General features: G+C 46.6%; 11 protein-coding genes. 4 read left to right on the top strand and 7 right to left on the bottom strand.

Features of this window, described 5'->3' with window-relative positions:
* Positions 1-82 precede the first annotated feature (82 nt).
* The 4 genes from RT717_RS07275 to RT717_RS07260 form a co-directional block, all read right to left on the bottom strand.
* Positions 83-1,834: a RagB/SusD family nutrient uptake outer membrane protein gene (locus RT717_RS07275; protein WP_317491077.1), complete on the bottom strand. Its 1,752-nt coding sequence runs from the start codon at positions 1,832-1,834 to the stop codon at positions 83-85.
* Positions 1,835-1,865: 31 nt separating this feature from the next.
* A complete protein-coding gene (locus RT717_RS07270; RefSeq protein ID WP_317491076.1) occupies positions 1,866-5,270 on the bottom strand; it encodes a TonB-dependent receptor in 3,405 nt (1,134 codons plus the stop codon).
* Between the two features lie 100 nt (positions 5,271-5,370).
* Positions 5,371-6,513 carry a FecR family protein gene (locus RT717_RS07265; protein WP_317491075.1) on the bottom strand — a complete coding sequence of 381 codons (1,143 nt, stop codon included), beginning with the start codon at positions 6,511-6,513 and terminating at the stop codon, positions 5,371-5,373.
* 185 nt (positions 6,514-6,698) lie between these two features.
* Positions 6,699-7,268, bottom strand: coding sequence for an RNA polymerase sigma-70 factor (locus RT717_RS07260; protein ID WP_317491074.1), 570 nt, complete (start codon positions 7,266-7,268; stop codon positions 6,699-6,701).
* A gap of 137 nt (positions 7,269-7,405) precedes the next feature.
* Here RT717_RS07260 and RT717_RS07255 point away from each other — a divergent pair, with 137 nt between their 5' ends.
* The gene (locus tag RT717_RS07255) at positions 7,406-7,948 is read left to right on the top strand and encodes a DUF1697 domain-containing protein (RefSeq protein WP_317491073.1); all 543 of its coding nucleotides are present in this window, start codon (positions 7,406-7,408) and stop codon (positions 7,946-7,948) included.
* Positions 7,949-7,973: 25 nt separating this feature from the next.
* Here RT717_RS07255 and RT717_RS07250 read toward each other — a convergent pair whose 3' ends face one another.
* From RT717_RS07250 to RT717_RS07240, 3 genes are all read right to left on the bottom strand, one after another.
* On the bottom strand, positions 7,974-9,320 hold the full coding sequence (locus RT717_RS07250; protein WP_317491072.1) for a polysaccharide deacetylase family protein: 1,347 nt from the start codon (positions 9,318-9,320) through the stop codon (positions 7,974-7,976).
* 82 nt (positions 9,321-9,402) lie between these two features.
* Entirely contained in the window at positions 9,403-10,680 is a 1,278-nt protein-coding gene (locus tag RT717_RS07245; protein WP_317491071.1) for a serine hydrolase domain-containing protein, read from the bottom strand.
* Positions 10,681-11,057: 377 nt separating this feature from the next.
* A complete protein-coding gene (locus RT717_RS07240) occupies positions 11,058-12,137 on the bottom strand; it encodes an IS110 family RNA-guided transposase (RefSeq protein WP_317488055.1) in 1,080 nt (359 codons plus the stop codon).
* A 289-nt stretch (positions 12,138-12,426) separates the two neighbouring features.
* On the opposite strand from RT717_RS07240, the gene RT717_RS07235 reads away from it, so the two are divergent.
* The 3 genes from RT717_RS07235 to RT717_RS07225 all read left to right on the top strand — a co-directional run bounded on the left by RT717_RS07235 (position 12,427) and on the right by RT717_RS07225 (position 20,115).
* Positions 12,427-13,791: a hypothetical protein gene (locus RT717_RS07235; RefSeq protein WP_317491070.1), complete on the top strand. Its 1,365-nt coding sequence runs from the start codon at positions 12,427-12,429 to the stop codon at positions 13,789-13,791.
* A gap of 4 nt (positions 13,792-13,795) precedes the next feature.
* On the top strand, positions 13,796-14,404 hold the full coding sequence (locus RT717_RS07230; protein ID WP_317491069.1) for a hypothetical protein: 609 nt from the start codon (positions 13,796-13,798) through the stop codon (positions 14,402-14,404).
* Positions 14,405-14,550: 146 nt separating this feature from the next.
* Complete coding sequence (locus RT717_RS07225; RefSeq protein ID WP_317491068.1) at positions 14,551-20,115, top strand: alpha-2-macroglobulin family protein; 5,565 nt, start codon at positions 14,551-14,553, stop codon at positions 20,113-20,115.
* Positions 20,116-20,257: the final 142 nt, after the last annotated feature.

The following is a 20,257-nucleotide window of genomic DNA, read 5'->3' as shown; positions in this document are numbered from 1 at the left end:
TGGTAAAGAAAGCGGGCCAAAGCAGTTGAGAGTCTGCACATTTTCCTGCAACTTCTTTCTGCTGCTTTGGCCCATTTTCTATTTAGTAGCCGGGGTTTTGGTCTGAGAAATTGATAGCGACATTGTTCTCTATCTCCAGGGTAGGAATTGGCTGAGCGTAGTCAGTATCCTCCCAGTTGATCGTACCTCCTCGTACGGTCTGATAAATAGCTGCCTCTGCGCTACCATTTTTCCACCTTCTGGTGTCAGTCCATTTTTGTCCCTCGCCGAATAGCTCCACAAAGCGCTCATATCTCAGCACATTGTTGCCGAGTTCTGGATCACCAACAGCTTTAGTAGCATCGGTGAGAGTGACATAATCGCTTGGATGAGGCGCATCCACAGGAAGGTTGTAGGCACGTCTGTGCACCTTATTGATGTATTCAAGACCAGTAGCGATGTCGCCTGTTTCAATAGAGGCTTCGGCATAGAGTAGGTATACATCAGCCAGACGAAGAAGATAGAAATTGGCACCACTATCTCTGATAAGCCTTTGCCTCTCTGTCACATTTACATACTTACGGAAGCTCCAGGCAGGTCTGTTCACCTCAACACCATCGGCAAAATGTGAGATGGCAGTCTTTTTGCCATCAGCCATAATTGAATCAGCGTAGGGCTGGAATCCGGCAATATATAATCTCGGATCAACCGGGCTATTCAGCGGGTCAGCACGAAGTGCCAGGGCCTCAGTCACATACCCAGGTCTTACGTTAGATGCCCGTGGTTCCACCACGCCATCCTGAAAATAGTGATCTTGCGTAAAACCAAAGCGAGCCAGGTTCTTCTCATGAATAAACTCATTGGACCAGCTTGAGGCCAAGGGAAGGTCGTTGATGACGATAGACGGCGCCACTATGCTGGCATACCACGATCCCAGCGACGTCTCATCATTTGATCTACCCACGTTATCATCCTCAAGGGCTATTTCAATAAGTGATTCGGAATTGAATTCATTGGCCGGGTCAGAGTTGTACATGTTCTTATAAACATTGAATGGAACGAGTGACTTGCCGCTGTTGTCAATCACATCCTTCAGGTAACCTTTTGCTGTTTCCCAGTCGCCTGTCAAAGCATACACCTTTCCAAGCAGTCCCTTTAGTCCCCACTGATTTATCTTAAAACGATCCGCACCTGACCAGGTAGTGGTGCCCATCAATGCAAGTGATTTCTGAAGATCGTCCTTGATCTGATCCCACACTTCTCCCACTGAAGCCCTGCCAACAAATGTTTCAGAAACGCTGTTAGCGGTTTTTAAAACGATCGGCACGCCCATGGCATCACGTCCTTGTCCGTTGATGATCATGTCCTCACCAAAAATGATGATCAGGTTATAATAGAACCACGCACGCAGATAAAGTGCCTGGCCTTCAAATTTATCCAGTTGATCGCCCGTGACAGCCGTCGCTGGCTTTACCTCACCCGACCGAAATCCTTCCACGGATTCCAGGAGGCTGTTGGCACGAATCACACCCTTATAGGAATCCTTCCAAATATCTTTCAGAAATTCGTCGGAAGGCCTGGTGTCATTTTGTGCCTGGTTGATCCAGGTTTGGGTTCCCTGCCACGCCAGGTTCATAGTATGATCCCACACATGATATCCCTTAGCTAAAATAGTGTGGCCATACAACCCATAACCATGTTGGGTACCATAAACCCCAATTAAGATCGACTCTAGGTCGGCAGCCGATGTTGGAAAAGCAGAAGGTGTCAGGGCGTTCGGGTTGTCTACAGACAAAAACTCTTCTGAACAGCCCATCAAAAACGCAAACGATAGTATTAAAATATATTTTTTCATGATTTTCTACATTTAGTCTTCGTGAAAAACCTTAGAAGCTTAGGTTAAAACCAGCTGAAACAAATGTTGTCTGAGGGTATCTGGAGTTAAAGTCTATACCCCTGCTGCCCACTGTTCCTTCCCCGAGCACTTCCGGATCAACTCCCTTGTACTTCGTAAAAGTCAGGAAGTTGTCGGCCATCAGGTAAATTCTCAGGGCAGACACTTTGATATTCGACAGCGCCGCTATTGGGAAACTATACCCAAACTGAAGATTCCGAAGCTTTAGATACGATCCATTCTCAACGAAATAGCTTGAAATGTTCGTGTAGTTCGCATTGGGATCTCTTTGGTAATTTCCGTTAACGTCCGTAAAGCCTAGCCTGGGCACACTGGTAAGGCCATTTCCATCAAAGAATGAAGCTTTGAACACCTCAGGAGAAGAATTATAATCGCCAGCCAGAAAATCTGAATAATGACGGTTAGCATTGTAAAGATCCACGCCAGATACACCCTGAAAAGCCAATGCAAGGTCGAAGCCTCTGTACTTCATGTTGATATTTATGCCGAAGTTGAGCTTTGGCCACGGGTTTCCGATAAAATCTCTGTCATCCTGCGTGATTACACCATCGCCGTTCACATCCTTGTAAATCAGGTCACCGGCCCCAGCTCCTTCCTGCACCACTCCTCTTTCCTGAGCTTCCTGGTCGGTGGCGAATATCCCTTCCACCACATAGCCAAAGAACTGGCTCATTGGCTGGCCATCAACCGTCCTGGAAATCGAATTTGACAAATACTGTCCACCTACGCCATCATTAATGGACTTAGTGCCTGAACCGTCAAGGCTGACCACCTTGTTTTTGTTAAAAGCGCCGGTTAAGCCAAAATTCATCTGAAGATCACCAACTGATTGTTCGTAGTTAGCTCCAATTTCGAGACCTGTGTTGCTGAGTTCACCAATGTTTGTGAACACTGGGTTAGAAGCCAGCAAACGTCCGGCAACATAGCCCGACGACATAGGAAGCGGAAGCTGATAAATCATATCTGAGGTTAGCCTCTTGTACCAATCCATGGTCACTGTCAGTCGTTGATCCAATAAGCCAAAATCAACACCAAAATCAGTAGTTTTCACTTCTTCCCATTTTATCTCGGTGTTGGCAAGGCTAAGTGCTCTGGAGTAAGATTGTACTGCTCTGCCATCGCCTAAAGCGTGAAAATTTTGTGGAGAGTAAGATACCTGATACAGGTATTGAGGAATTGCCCCTATGTTTCCCAGTGCACCATAGCTGGCCCGCAATTGCATAGATGAAATAAATCCACCCTGGTCAAAGAATCCCTCTTCGCTAATCCTCCATCCGGCGGAGAATGCAGGAAAAACACCCCATTTATTAGCAGGCCCAAACCTATCCGAGCCGTCTCGTCTGATGGTGGCAGATGCCAGGTATTTACCAGCATACGAGTAGTTAATACGACCAAACTGCGAAAGCAATCTTTGATCAGGCGAAGGTCCACCTGTTACACGCTGGGATGTCACGTCGTTATTTAAGAAAAATGACTCCGTTACATCAGCAACAAAGTTTGTTGCGTTGACAGTCACATATTTTCTATCCTCCTTGTACATCTCGTAACCAGCCAATGCTTTGAAGCTGTGGTCTCCAACCATCTTTTCATAGCTAGCCACCAGGTTGGCAGTATAATTCTCCCAATCGGTGTAGGTCTCGGTAAAGATAGCAGGCGCTGACTGTGAGCCGATGTTGTATGCCTCCGAGAAAATACTATTCACGCTGCTGCCAATGTTAGCGCCCAACGTCCCACGAAGGTTAAGTCCGTCCATTATTTTAATATCAACATAGGCATTGCTCTGAATGGCAAATTCATCCTGCCCGCCATGGTTGGTTAGGGCTACAAGTGCCGGATTATTGCCATTAAAGTACCCGGCAGAAGGTGCCTGCCCCCAGCTTCCGTCCGGCTCGTACACGGGCATGGTGGGCACTGTCCTCCAATAGTTTCCTCCCTGATCCGGGTTCAAATAGCTTTTGTATAGATAAACAGTTTCACCTACCGTCACATTTTTCGACAAGTGAAAATCGGAGTTGGTTCTGAAGGAATAACGCTCAAAAGAGTTATCCAGCTTGATTCCTTTTTGTTTAAATATGTTTCCCGACAAATAGTAGTTAGCCTTCTGTGAAGATCCTGCCAGCGAGACCGTGTAGTTATTATCGTTTCCCGGGTTATAGAGTTCGTCCACCCAGTCCACATCGGGCAAGGTGTTAGGGTCGCCCCACGCTGACACGTCATAGCCAAATGCTTTCCGTGCAGCAAACATTTGCTGGGTGTTCATCAATGGTACCAGCGGGCGTGTATTTCTGATCCCGCTATAGCCACTTACGTTGATATTGATCTTCTCATTATTTCCAGAGCCTCTCTTGGTCTGGATCAAAACAACGCCACCTGCTGCCTGCGCTCCATAAATCGCAGCAGCACTCGCATCTTTCAGGATTTCCATTGATTCAATGTCCTCACTATTGAAAGAATAGTTAGTGCCCATTCGCACGCCATCGACAATGAACAAGGGAGACATTCCGTTCACGGAGCCTCCACCACGAACAACGATATCAGATGTGGCACCCGGTGCTCCTGAAGACTTAACCACCTGCACACCTGCAACCCTGCCCTGCAAAAGCTCAGCAGCACTGGTAACCGGCAAATTCTTGATATCCTCTGACTTTAAGCTGGACACTGCGCCGGTAAGGTCCTCCTTGCTTTGCGAAGCATAGCCCAGCACCACAATCTCATTCAAAGACTGTATATCTTCAACCATTGATACATTGAGAGAGCTGACAGCCCCAACACGAATTTCTTGTGTGATATAGCCAATAGATGAAAACACCAGCGTAGAATTGGGGCTATCCACGTCAATACTATAGCCTCCCTCAACGTCTGTTGCCACACCATTGGATGTCCCCTTTTCGATCACAGACACACCAGGAATGCCAACACCTTGCTCATCTGATACCTTACCGCTTACCGAAACAGCAGGATTAGCTTCCTGCGTTTCTCTCCTGATATCAGGTTTAATGGTTTTTGCAGGCTTAGGTTCAGCCTTTTTCAGGACAATCTGATTTTTGATTGTACTGAATGAAACCGTTCCGTCGTCAAAGACCTGCTCAAGAATTTTATCAACGGGCATTCGATCCACGTTAATAGAGACCTTTCTTTCCAGGTCAATCTCATCCGTCTTATAAAAGAATTTGAACTGACTTTTGGATTCAATTTCTACCAAGACCTGCTTGATCGTCTTGTTCTCAATGTGTAGCGTAATCTCCTCGAATTGCGAATAGGCATTGGCCTGAATTTTCGGCAAACCAACGACCATCAGGAAGAGAAAGAGCTTCAAACCACTGTGCTTGTAAAAATTACTTTCCACAAGCATGGAAAACCAACTTGATTTTTTCATAACTTTGGGTGATTTTTTTAAATAGGTATGTTTATTAAGATCCAACTACATCGGGGAGCGTGCCAGCGTTTCCCGATCTTTTTTTTAAGTGTGTTTCATTTCATAGGCTGTTTCGTTTGTTTTGGTTGATAATTACTTTGTTATCCGAAATGTGGTAGTCAAAACCAGCACTAGCTCTAAATGTCTCCAGCAAGTCGATGACCGTTTCGTCATCAAACTTTCCATTGAATCGGACAGGTGCTAGCTCTTTGTAGTCGTTTTTGATTTCCACGTTATATCTTCTTTCTATTTTCTTCACTATCTCAGAAAAAGGCTCGTCGTTGAATATCAACACATTTCGCATCCAACCCACGTAGTCTTCCACATCCACTTCCTGTACTTCGATATTGCCAGAAACCAAAGAAGCCTTTTGACCAGGCACAATCACTTTCTCAGTGCCAACGATGTTACCGCCATCTTTCTCCTGAACGGCCACGCTGCCTTCAATTAATACAGCATGAGCCACTGACCCTTCATAAGAACTGACGTTGAAATGTGTTCCTAAAACCCTGACATCCATGCCACTGGTGTTTACCAAAAAAGGGTGTTCTGGATCCTTCGCCACTTCAAAGTATGCCTCTCCGGTTAAAAAGACTTTTCTTTCCTCACCCTGAATAAAGTTGACTGGAAACTTAAAAATAGTACCGGAATTGAGATGCACAGATGTGCCATCAGAAAGCACCACCTTGAAGGTTTTTCCTCTCGGTACTTCTATCTCGTTAAATACCAGTTGCTTGATGTCACTCTTCGGCTTGTAAACGATCACATCACCCTCCTGGGAAGCAATTACGCCCCCTTCATCATCATTAATTTGGCTGATACCTCCAATGACAATTTCGTTGGACGTGCCCTCGCTTGTTCTCAGAACTACTTTATCATCGCCGATAACAAGTGATTGACGGTTAGTATTGTGAAGGTTGGCCCATATTGAGACGCCGATCGCAATTCCTGCAATAACGGCTGCGTACTTCATCAGGCTGGAAAATGAGAGGACTCTAACGACTGGCTGCTTTTCTTTTGTTGTCTCCGACATAATCTTCGACCACATCTTTGGTTTGATTTCCTCATCAAAGTTCAAGTCTGAAAGTTCCAAGCTATCATCCTGAAATGAATCTAAATACTTTTCCAAAAGCTCACGCTCTTCAGGAGAACATTCATTATTCACATATTTATTAAAAAGTGCTTTTGCCTGTTTAGCATCCATCTGGTACTCTTTTTTTTTAGTATAGCGTTAAGTACCATAAGTGATCAGTAGGTACACGTCCACTTCAAAAAAAAAGAAGAATAGTTTATCTGAGGGGAAAAGTTTTGAAAGACTTACGCCATTAAAGTTCCGGCGTAGTAGCAGCGGCTGATTTAGCGTAAGGGAAATTCCAGGCAAAACGGGCGCTATAGCTCCAGCAGCAAAGCGAGTGCTGCAATTTTATGTGGGTGAAGTTCTTGTTTCAACGATTTCAATGCTTTGCTTATTTGATTCTTCACCGCCTGCATCGAAATTTTTAACTCTATGGCAATTTCCTGATTTGACTTATTCTGAAACCGGCTCATCACAAATATCTCCTGGCACCGGGGAGGCAGGGAGCTCACCACGTCTTTTATCAGCTCCTCAAGCTCTTCAAACTCCAGCTTTTGTAATATATCGACTGACGCATCAACAATATTCAGTCTGGTTAGGTCCTCGTCAGAGATTTTGGCATCACGCATGTGCTTGAAGGCCTGGAATTTCACTGATTGGAACAAGTATGGTTTTACAGTGACTATGTTGACAGTTTTCCGTTTGGACCAAAGATCAATGAAAACATTTTGAACAATGTCCTCACATACTTCCCTCTTCTTGAAAATATTCAATGCAAAGACAAACAGACCCTTGGAATATCGATTATACAGCTCCTCAAATGCAGCTGCATCGTCCTGTGCTATCATTTGCCACAGTTCCAGATCGGTTCGGTCAGATTTCATTAATAATAAAATTTGCCTAAATCTATAAAGATTTATCAAAAAGAAAAGTCGCTAAAGGGTTAGTGGTATGAAAATGTCAAAATATGCCAACTTGGGGGTTTTGTGTAATTTTAGTGTTCAAAAGCCAATCTACGAACATGACTACCTACATCTCCATCCTCAGAGGCATCAATGTTGGCGGGCACAAGCCGGTGCCCATGAAAGAGCTGCAAGCACTATACGAGTCATTGGGATATGAACAAGTGAAGACCTATATCCAGAGCGGCAACGTGGCTTTTTCGATTGAAGAAAAATCTCCCTCAGCAATCAGGAAGGCTATTGAAGTGGCCATCAGCCAGCGCTTTGGTTTCGATGTACCTGTGCTTGTTAGCACTCAGGCCGATATAAAAAAAGTGATTGAGGGAAATCCCTTTCTTAATGAGAAGGAAATAGAACCTGACAAGCTGCACGTGACCTTCCTTGACGAGCTGCCAAAGCAGGAGAACGTGGATAAGCTGCTGACCTACGACTACGCCCCGGATCGCTTTGTGTTGACGGGAAAAGAAGTGTACGTATACTGCCCCAGCGGCTATGGCCGAACAAAGATCAACAATACCTTTTTTGAGTCTAAACTGAAAGTTGGTGCTACTACCAGAAACTGGAAGACAGTGAACGTGCTGGCTGAAATGGGCGGTATTTAAAAAAAAGTTCTGAACACTTTATCCTCTATTCCATTTCCCTGATCGTTATCGGTTCGCCATTAGGTAAAGCCTCATACATCACGTACTTTTTCCCTTCCTCCTCCGTCATTCGGGCCGCAAGTATTGTCTCACCCTGTTTCACTTGCGCTTTTTCCCAATCTGGCACCAGTGTTTTGAGTGTCAGGCTGTGTCCATACCACTTCGGATCAAGGGTATGTGTCAGGTTCACTACGATAGTGCTGCCATCAATCTTTGTGCTGACTTTCGCAGCCATCCGTTCTCTGATGTATTGTGTTACCTCAACAAAAGGGGCTACCCACACATCATTTCTTTTACTGGCTATGTACTCAAAGTACTCTCTCAACTGCTCTTTGGGTTTGGCCTCCCAGCCAACACCCTCAACGCCGTGGAACACCAATACGAGCCATGTATCACTGCGGGCAGCAGTGGTGTCCACCCACGACTTCATCAGCTCCATTGGGGTTTTGAATAAAGGTCCCCGCTGCCACTGCACATACTCCTTCCCCTCTTTTCCTTCAGCAGGCGACTCTTTTGAACCCCTGTTAAGCTCGGCCAGAAACGGCTCAGGCATCCTGTTCCGAGCCGATTCGTACACCTTGAGCACATACTCAACCGAATGCTCATGCTCTGTACCATAAGGCCCCTCCGCTGAAAATATGTAATCGGCGCCTATCTGGTTTTCAATCTCTTCCTTACTCTTTTCCAGCTCGTAAAGTATGTTTGGCTCGTCGAGGATGGCCAGCCTTGGATGGGTAACCGTATGGCTGGCAATCTCATGTCCATTGGCGGCGTACTGACGGTACAGCTCCCAGGTAGTGGTGTCGTTAGCCTCTCTATAACTGGTAGGTGGCCCTACCTTCTTAAGCTTACCAGCCCTGATCTTCGCATATCCTTCTTCAATGATTTCAATGGCCTTGTCCACATTTTCAGCATCGACTGCAGCTCCGGCTCTGGTGTGATAATCCAGGCCCCCTTCATAGCCCAGAAAGCCAATGGCCGACGCCCGCTCGAGCAGATTATCCTTGTTCGTTGGTATTTTGGCAGTTTCCGCAATGATCTCCTCTCCCGGCCTGCCGATGAAGGTGCCCCGGTACTGCGACTCAGGTATTTTGCCGGTGATGATGTAAAACGTGCCCTTCATGCCAAGCGAGTCGAGCATAGGCATGGCGATAGTAAACTGGTGGACGGTGCCGTCATCGAATGTGAGGGAAACCGCACCAGTTTTGTTTTGGTGCCATTTCGTGATTTCCGTCTTTCCAGAATCGGCGTCAAACGATGACTGACACGAAGTAAAAATCGATACAATTGTAAGGGCAGCTAGGATATGGTTCAGGACTATTCTTTTCATCATAATATCAAATAACTACAAACTGAGTACTTTCTCCAACAGAGGTTACACCACCGGAAAAACATTGAACCCCTACCCAATGGAATTACTCCAAAATCGCCTGGTACACCAGCGCTCTTAGCTTGGCCTGATCGTCCAAGCCCGCAGTCGGAATAAGCTGCTTGAAGTAGACCACCACCAGCTCTTCTTTGGGGTCTACCCAGTAAGTTGAGCCATAGGCACCGCCCCAGCCGTATTCACCCACTGAGCCGGGAATGCCTCTTTCACCTAAATCCTCCACAACGGAAAACCCAAGACCAAACCCTTGTCCGTCCCGAAATTCAATATCACCTGTATGACTCACCGTCATCAATTCAATGGTTTTAGGTGAAAGAATCCTTGTGCCATTGAGCTCACCTCCGTTCATCGTCATTTGCAAAAACCTGGCGTAGTTGTCGGCTGTGCTCAACAAACCAGCTCCACCAGAAAAACTGGTTCTTGGCCCATCCACATAAGCACCCTGGCTCACCATGGTGCCCGTTACCGGTGATTTCTCAATTGGTCTGTCTGCATACGCCGAATAAACTGTTGCAAGTTTACCTACCTTGCTCTTCGGCAAATAAAAGTGCGTATCATTCATTCCCAGCGGATCGGTAATCCTCGTTTTAATAAATTGATCCAGCGGCATTCCCGACGCCTTTTCCACCACTGCACCAAGGATGTCGGTGTTATAGCCGTAAACAAATTTCTCCCCTGGCTGCGCATCCATAGGCAGGGAAGCCATTTTGGCAATAGTGGCGCCAACAGGTTCTTCCCTATGGGCAAAATACCACCCCGTGATGCCTGCATCCTCCCATTTATCTTTGGCAGGCCCTCCACCATAACCGATGCCAGCTGTGTGAGTGAGCAGGTCTCTGAGCGTGATTTGCCTTTTCGCCGGCACAATTTCATACACGCCATCTTCTTTGGCCACAGCAACCGTGGTCTCTTCAAACTCAGGAATGTATTTACTTACGTTATCAGTTATCAAAAGCTTCCCTTCCTCCTGAAGCATCATGATCGAAACACTAACAAGGGCCTTGGTTTGCGACGCAATCCGAAAAATCGCATCCTTTGGCATAGCGGCTTTGGATTCGATGTCTCTCATACCAAACGCTTCATGGTATACCACTTTTCCCTTTCGCATCACCAAAATAACATTGCCAGACATCTTCTTGTTGTCCGCATATTGTTTGAACACGGTACTGAGGCGTTGGAGTCTTTCCGATGACATGCCCACCTCTTCGGGTTTGGCAGTCGGCAGCGGTTGTGCCTGGAGGTGGAGAAACCCTGCAAAAAGGACTAGCAGGACAATAAAAAAGCGTAGGCGTAGTGTAATTTTCATGAAAGAGTAGGTTTTAAAAGAGGTGATTATAACTATTATTCGAATGAATTCAAACGAGTAAATGGATGGAGAAAACCAAAAGGGCAAACGCATTTAAAACAAATTAGATAAATTATTTTCAAAGCTGTTTTTCCACCCCGGCCCTTCTATGTTGTAATCCAAAAAGTGGCCAGCAATACTTTGCCTCCATGTTCCTTGTTAGTCATGATAAATCATCATAAAAACATCCTTCTATCAACGGACTAGTAAGCCGCATTTCCTTGTTTAATTTCTATGAATGAAAGCAGCAGCCTAAAGGAAACGAATACTAAAATTTAGCATCGCAAGGGCTGAGTAGCTGTCTTTCAAGTGAAGTTTGTTTTATGATGATAGTCTCTTCATTTAACCACCGCATATTCATACTCTGTTTCATTTTTCAATACAAACCTTATACGATTCAATAACTTTTTAGCTATTCGAATAATAGCTCTATTTGGCTTCATTCGCTTACACAAATTACTATAAGCCAGAGCTAGAGCAGGATCAATTCTACTGGCAACCCATGCACTTTCAATAAGTACCCCTCTCAATGGTTTATTGCTTCTGGGTGTAATGCTTCCTGTTCGATCTTTATCTCCTGAAGAATTAGTAGATGGAATCAGTCCAATATAAGCACAAAGTTTATCCAGGTTCTTGAACCGGTTGATCTGCTCGAGTTCTGTAAGCAAAGTCATCGACACAACCAGTCCTACTCCGGGAATACTTTTAAGGCAGTTAATTTTATGAGCATACGCCTCACTTTTAGCTATTGTCCTTAGCTGCTTATTGATTTTGAGTAGTGTAGACCGTAAATGATCAACTGTATCCACCGTGTCGGCTATTACGGTATGGCCGTAATCTGTCGATAGCCTTATGGTTGCTAACCATTTGGAGAAATTAGCTGACCAGTGGCGTGATGCAGAGTCCAGTTCTGCCGGAATTTCAATACCATAGAAATGTAAAGAAGCTTTGACCCTGGTCTTGTTTCTACTGATTTCCTTGACCAAAGTTTTACGGTACCTTACCAGCCCACGAAGTTCTTCTATAGCCCTGTCTGGAACATGGATAGCTTCTAATTCTCCAGTACGTAAACAGCGTGCAATTTTTCTACTATCTCGGCTGTCCTCCTTTTGTTTCTTCTCTTTATCTGTGGTAGGAATGTCTGCTGGGTTGACTACAATATTGTGTATGCCACATGCCTCCAGAGATCGGTGAACACTGTAACCGCAAAATCCTGCCTCATAGGCTGAATAATATTCGGCCCCTGGAAAGGTTCTCCTTAGATAGCTGGCTAAAGTCTCAGCTCTCGGATCCTGTGAAAACGTCTTATGTGTAAGCTGTTCCAATAATATGGTCACTTTCCAACTGGTTAAATGCACATCAATGCCAACGAATACCTTTTGACCTTCGAAGTTCAATTCTTTACTTTTACCTTTCATAAGCTTCTATCTTTTTAGTTTGACAAGTGTTGATGTCTATCCAAAACTAAATTGCATAGAAGCTTATGCTTTTACAATCATAAGGCCTAAAGGGTGAGCCTGACCGGCCGTAACAGCTTTTAAATTCTTCGTTCCCTTTAGGGTTACCGACGTGGAACGGGCCGACCTGGAAGGGTAAAAAAGAAGAATTTCAAAGTTAAATAGTTTTAAATGCGTTTGCCCTGGGAAAACCAACTGATGCCCGGCAAAGTCAGGTTTATTCACTATTTTTATACACAGCCCTCTCGTTATGAAAGTAAAAAGCTCAGTTATCTGCCTTATCGCCCTCCTGTTAAGCGTCGGCTGCGACAGAACAGAAGAGCCTCCAAAAGACCCATTAGCCAGCTACACATCGACCTACGAAATAATACAGGGAGAAATATGGGACGCATCCTGCTTGAGCTGCCACTCGCCCGGCACCACATTCGCCAAGCAATCGGACCTGATCCTTTCGGCAGAGGAGTCGTACGAACAGCTCATCAACAGAACCCCCAACAACGCAGCCGCAAAAGCCGATGGCTTGCAGCTAGTGGGAGACAAAGGCATTGAAAGTCTATACAAAAGCTTCCTTTGGGAAAAAATCAACATACATGATCAGGAGCATTTTTACCAGGATCACCCGCAATACGGCTCGCTCATGCCACTTGGAGGTGTGCTGACTAACGGTGAACTTGAGTTCATCAGGCAGTGGATCATCAATGGCGCTCCGAAAGACGGAGAGATCGTCGACCGGTCGATCCTTGAAGACACCACTACTTTTGAAGTGCTTCCATTCGAACCACTGGCGGTGCCTGCTGAGGGTATTCAGTTCCACCTCGGCCCGTTTGATGTGCCAGCCAATACCGACAGGGAAATGTTCTCTTATAAGCTACTCAATAATCCCGACCCCATCTTCATCAAAGAGGTGGAGTTCAGCATGCGGCCTGGCAGCCACCATTTTATCCTTTACAACTATACAAATAACATCCCGGAGCTTTTTGTGCCCAAGTCCGACTATATCAGAGACGTATATGACGCCAAAGGCGAATATGTTATCTCCACTTTGCTTGTCATGGCCTATCACCAGTTCGTTACAGGCACGCAATGGCCACGCATGCGCTATGCATTTCCGGAGGGGGTGGCTTTGAAGGTGCCTGCCAACTCAGGGTTCGATATGAACAGCCACTACGCCAACAAAACAAATGAGGCGGTTGTAGGTGAGGTGTACGCCAATATTTACACAACAAAAGAGGAAGAGGTGGCGCATGTTGCTGAAATTCTTAACCTGAACAACGACAATATCAATATCCCCGCAAAGACGAAAACGAGCCTTACCAAAGAGTTTCGCTTTGATGAGGAAAGGACAATCTTCCAGCTTTGGTCGCATGCACACAGCCATATGACCGAGTTCAGGGTGTATGCCATAGGCGGTGAAAACGACGGCAAGCTGGTATACATCTCCTACGACTGGGAACATCCACCAATTCTTCAGCTTGATCCGCCGCTGGTGATTCCGGCTAAAGGTGGCCTGAAACTTGTGACTACTTATGACAACCAGGAAAATCGCAGCCTGCATTTCGGGCTGAGAAGCACCGATGAAATGATGATTCTTTTTGGAGCTTATTACAAAGAATAAAACAGTGTCGTTAAAGGCATATCTTCTCATCTTATTGCTACCCATTTCGCATTTATGCCGGGGGCAGATTGAGGTCGATACTTCTTTTAGGTCCATTTCACTAAAGCTGACTTTAGATGATGGATACCGGTCATTGACCTTTCGGAAGAACGGTGATTCAGACACGGCAATTTTCCTAAATTACTTCGTCAGTAAAAACACCGGGGACAGGACAAACCTGTCCGACGAAATACCTAACATCCGCATATTATGGGACAGTGCCACACAGCTCATCCCTATTCGCTTAACATCGGCAAACATTGGCTATCCGCTGGAATATGACGACGTGCTTCAAAACCAAATAGCCGCCTTCAATGCTTCCGGTGAGTGGAAAGCGCATGTGAACAAAAATGGCAAGAAGCTGGACTATAAATTGATCAGACAGGTCATGATAGATCATCATGTTTACGGCCCATTTGAAGATCTGCTTGCCGCCTACGGCTATGCGCTGACTGATCTTTCGACCGAAAAGCATGGCTTCGTGACTAACGAAAAACTAAAAGAGCTGGTCAGAAACCCCGATGAGGTAATCCCCGTGCCTTATATGGTTTGGCTGACTATTTCAATACAATAGAATTATTTACGCAAAAAGGAATATGTTCGGTAGCGAAATACTATATTTCTCTAAAAGATATAGCGTGCTGAATAATTAATTTACAACAAGGTCACTCTCAAATTGATTTTCAGTAGCTAATTTACCAACCGAAAAATTTCATCATTATGCAACGTGTATTAAAACAACTTTTTGCTTGCTCTGCTATTTTTTACCTTTTGACTGCCTGCGGCGGCTCAGGCCCGGCCGCCAGAAAAGACGACTTTAGCAGCCCCAAGAATCTCTATGTAGATTATATTTCCTCTTTCACCGGTGGTGTGATTTCACGTACCTCATCTATCCGAATCCGGCTCACTAAATCAGCCGGAGACTCGCTGGCAGGCAAAGCTGTTGATGCCTCTTTTTTCAAATTTTCCCCATCAATGAAGGGAACAGCGCTTTGGGAAGATAATCGCACAATTGTCTACACTCCATCCGAATACCTTCCCAGCAACACCAAATACGAAGCTATTTTCAGTCTGGGCAAGGTGCTCAAGGATGTGCCCGGCGACAGAAGTGAGTTTAAGTTCACCTTTCAAACACTCATCCAAAATTTCGACGGAATAGTCAACAACCTCCAGCCTTACGACAAAAAAGACCTTAAGAGGATGAGGATTGACGGCCAGGTACAGACCGCCGACTTTGCGGATATTGAGAACGTAGAAAATGTATTGAAAGCCACTCAGGGTGGTAAAGACCTGAAGGTTACCTGGAAGCACGGCGACAACAACATGCATGCATTTGTTGTAGAAGAAGTTACCCGCTCCGAAAAGGAAAGCACTGTGACCCTGGCCTTCAATGGCACGTCTATTGGCGCCGAAAAATCGGAAGAACAGGAGGTGAAGGTGCCTTCTTTAAGCGATTTCTCGGTGCTGTCGAGTAAATTTGTGACCGGAGCAGAGGACTACATCTCTATTCTTTTTTCAGACCCGCTGGACGACAGGCAAGCGCTTCAGGGCCTCATCCAGCTAGCCGGTAACAGCAACAGACATCGCACTGTTATCAGCTTAAATGAATTAAAAATTTACCCTACCTCTACTCTTCAGGGCTCAGTAGAGGTCACTATTCACAATTCTCTCAAAAACATTGCTGGCTACAACCTGAAACAAGACTACAGCACCAGCCTGGAAATGGTGCAGGTCAAACCGGAGATACGTTTGGTCGACACCTCGGGGAAATCTATCCTGCCCAGCACAAACGGGGTCATCCTGCCTTTTGAAGCGGTTGGGCTCAGCGCAGTCGACGTTACAGTCACCAGGGTGTTTGAGGACAACATGCTGCAATACCTGCAAACAAACAACATGGGTGGCCGCTATGAGCTTCGAAGGGTGGGGCGCCCCGTCACGCAAACTGTTATCCAGCTCAACAACTCCGGAGTAACGAATCTCAATAAATGGAATCGTTTCACACTTAATCTTGAGGAAATCATTAAGACTGCTCCCGGGGCGGTTTATGAAATAAAGATAGGCTTCCGGAAGAAATATTCACTCTACTTCTGTACTGCTGAGGGCGGCGCCATTGAAGAAATGGATGATATAGAGGAAGATTGGGGAGCAGAAGAGGAAGAGTCTTACTGGGACGGCTACGAGGACTATTACAGCGACGACTACCGATATGAAGACCGGGACAATCCATGCACCAGTTCGTACTTTGGAGACCGACGCTCTATCAGAAAGGTACTTTTCTCTTCAGACCTGGGGCTCATTGCGAAGAAAAGAGACGATGGCAACCTGCATGTGTTTGCTACTAACCTGGTGAACGTTCAGCCCATGTCGGGCGTCGAAGTAAAAGCCTATGATTACCAACAGCAGTTGCTAAGCTCCGGTCAGACCGACGGCGACGGCAAAGTGATCTTACAAGGCAAGGGGAATCCTTTCGTTATTATCGCCAAAAAAGACAATCAGGTAGGCTACCTGAAAATTGACGACGGCAGCTCATTGTCTCTGAGCAATTTTGACGTCACTGGCGAGCGGATTCAAAACGGCCTCAAAGGTTTTATATACGGCGAACGAGGCGTTTGGCGGCCGGCCGATACCCTGCACCTTGGATTTATTTTGGAAGACATTGAGGAGACGCTCCCTTCGGAGCACCCTGTGATCATGGAGCTGTGGAACCCCATGGGACAGCTCTACTCCCGCAAGGTGAGCTCTCAGCCGGTGGGTGACATGTATCGCTTTGATCTGCTCACAGACAAAGACGCCCCTACGGGCAATTGGTTGGCCAAAGCCAAAGTAGGCGGCGCCACCTTCAGCAAACAGATAAAAATAGAAACCATCAAGCCCAATAGGCTCAAAATAGAGCTTAATTTCAACAAAAGCGTGTTCACCTCCTCCGACCAGCAAGCATCCGGCGACTTGAATGTACGCTGGCTTAGCGGCGCCAAGGCGGGCAACCTGAAAGCGGAGTTTGAACTGGTTTTATCTCCCATTAAAACCACTTTCAAAAAATACCCCAACTACAGCTTCGACGACCTCTCAAAAGACTTCTACTCCGAGCGGGAAATGGTGTACGAAGGCAGGGTGAATGCTGATGGATATTCCCGGATCAACATCAATTTGGGAGAGCCTAACAATGCTCCTGGTGCTCTCAATGCCAGGTTTCTGGGCAAAGTATATGAAGAAGGTGGCGATTTCAGCATCAGCAACGTCAGCATGCCTTACTATCCGTATTCAACCTTCGTAGGTGTAAAAACTCCGGAAGGTGACAAGCGGGGTATCATCCTTACCGATAAAGACCATGCTATCCGCATCGCATCGGTCGACGCTGATGGCAACCCTATCAATCGGCGCAATGTGAAGGTGCAGCTCTTTAAGCTGGACTGGAAATGGTGGTGGGACAATTCCTACGACGCCATCAGCAACTATGTGGGCCGGTCGTACCGTGACCCTATCAAAGAAGGGTTTGTAGACACCAACAACGGTGAGGGCTCCTGGAATCTCCGGATAGACTACCCACAATGGGGCCGCTATTTCGTGCGGGTGGAAGATCCTATCTCAGGGCACTCTGCCGGGCAGGTGGTCTACATCGACTGGCCGGGCTGGGCTGGTAAAGGCAAAAGAGGTGAGCTGGGTGGCTCTTCCATGCTCGACTTTGGTATAGAAAAAGAAGAATACAAAGTGGGCGAAAAAATCGCTTTGTCCATACCTACTACGGCCGGTAACCGCATACTGGTAAGCTTGGAATCAGGAAGCAAAGTACTTCAAACCTTTTGGGTGGAAGCCAAGGAAGGCAACACTGCTGTTGACTTTGAAGCTACCAGCGACATGGCTCCAAATTTTTACATCAACCTTACGATGCTACAACCTCACGGTCAAACATCAAATGACTTGCCCATCAGGTTATACGGTGTGCAGTCGGTGAAGGTGGTTGACCCCGGCACCAGGCTTGAGCCTGTAATTGCTATGCCAGACGATTTACGTCCCGAGCAGTCTTTCACTATCGGGGTATCAGAAAAGGGTGGCAAGGCCATGGCCTACTCCATTGCGGTTGTTGATGAAGGATTGCTGGATATTACCAACTTCAAAACACCGGACCCCTGGAACTCTTTCTACGCCAGAGAGGCATTAGGTATTAAAACCTGGGACGTATATGACGACGTGATGGGTGCTTTTGCCGGCAAAATAGAGCGCCTTCTGGCTGTAGGCGGTGACGGCGACATAGAAGCCAAGGAAGAAACCGAAGCTAACAGGTTCAAGCCGGTGGTTATGTACCTGGGGCCGTTCTACCTTCAGGCTGGCAAGTCTGCCAAGCACAACCTCAAGCTGCCACAATACATCGGCAGTGTAAAAACCATGGTCATCGCTGCCAACAACGGAGCATATGGTTTCGCCGACAAGGCCACGCCTGTAAAGCAGCCGCTAATGATATTGGCTACCTTACCCAGAGTAGCCGGGCCAACAGAAACGATGAAGCTGCCTGTCAATGTTTTTGCCCTGGACAATAATGTAAAAAATGCCAAAGTGAAAGTAGAAGCCACGGGCACTCTAGCGCTCAACGGAGCCGCCGAGCAGTCCGTCACGTTCAGTGGGCAGGGCGACAAAGTCATTTACTTTGACCTGAAAGCGAAAGAGGTATTGGGTGTAGGCAAAGTGAAGGTAACGGCCACCTCAGGCAGCCTCACTGCCAGCTACGATATTGAGATGAACATCATTCCACGCAACCCACCGGTAACGCAGGTGGTGGAAAAGGTGCTTGGTGCGAGCGAGAACTGGAGTCTGGATTACACGCCAATTGGCCTGGCGGGAAGGAACGAAGGCGCCATCGAGCTAAGTACACTGCCACCACTGAATATCGAACAGCGCCTGGGCTATCTGATCCAGTACCCGCATGGCTGTATCGAACAAACCACCTCTTCGGTATTTGCGCAGCTCTACCTTGATAACCTGACTACCCTGCCAGATGACAAGAAAATGCAAGTGCAAAAAAATATCGATGCTGCCATTAACCGGCTGAAAAGCTTCCAGTTGAGCAGTGGCGGCTTCTCGTACTGGCCCGGCAACAGTTATGCCAACTTCTGGGGCACCAACTATGCCGGTCACTTCCTTATTGAGGCCCGGAAAAAAGGTTATAGTGTGCCAGAAGGTATGCTGGCTTCATGGACCAATTTCCAAACCCAGAAAGCGGACGCATGGGGAAGCCTGAGCGGCGAAGAAGACAACGACCTCATCCAGGCCTACAGGCTGTATACCCTGGCACTGGCTGGCAGCCCTGCAGTGGGCGCTATGAACAGGATGAAGGAGAAGGCAAACCTGCAAAGAGAAGCCCGCTGGAGACTTGCACTGACTTATGCATTGGCTGGATTTGATCAGCAGGCAACCGGCCTTGTCGAAGGTCTCTCATCAGAAGTTGAACCCGACAACAACAGGCGTTACTACTACACCTACGGCTCACCCATGAGGGACCAGGCCATGATCATGGAAACACTTCTGCAGCTCAAAAGGAAAGAAGATGCCTTTGGGATCCTACAGAAAATAGCCAAAGAAATGGGCAATAAAGACAACTGGATGAGCACGCAAACAACGGCTTATTGCTTTATTTCCATTGCCAAATATGTGCAGGACTTTCCTTTGGAGGAATCGCTCACAGTAGCTTTGGAGGTAGGCGGAAAGCTTTCTCCGGCGGGAGGAAAGGACTATGTGACCCAGGTATACCTTCAAACGCCCGACAAACAGCAGCCGATCAAAATAACCAATAACGGAAGTGCTCCCATCTTCGCAAGGATCATCCGCAAAGGTGTTCCGATTGAGGGCGGCGAAATTGCAGGCGAGAAGAACCTGAGCATGATCGTCAGCTACAAAACCATGGACGGCGACGGTCTTGATGTATCGAGGCTAAAACAAGGGACAAACTTCATGGCGGAGGTTGTTGTGCGAAACCCGGGAGAAAAGGGACTGTACAAAGACATGGCGCTCACTCAACTGTTTCCTTCGGGTTGGGAAATTATTAATACCCGACTGGAAGGCACTGAAGATGCGAGCAATGGGCAAAAACCTGACTATACCGATATTCGTGACGACAGGGTCATGAATTATTTCGACTTGCAGGCAAGCAAACAAATCGTGATCAGGGTGTTGCTCAATGCATCTTACCAGGGCAAATTTTATATGCCTGCCACTTCAGTAGAAGCCATGTACGATGACACCATCTACGCCCACAAGGCCGGAAGGTGGGTAGAAGTGATCACCGATAAATAGGGCAGACGAGTAGCAAACAGATGGCCTCTCATATTTTAATAGAGGCCATCTGTTTTTCTTATATCAGCTAAACTTTGCTTTCTTTGACCTACCCCAATTCAAATAATTCGATTAATCGCTCTGACTTTTAGTGACAAACGTG

This window comes from Imperialibacter roseus (assembly GCF_032999765.1).
GTDB classification, from domain to species: Bacteria; Bacteroidota; Bacteroidia; order Cytophagales; family Cyclobacteriaceae; genus Imperialibacter; species Imperialibacter roseus.
Note: the sequence above shows the minus strand (reverse complement) of the source record. Positions and strands in the feature narration are given on the sequence as shown.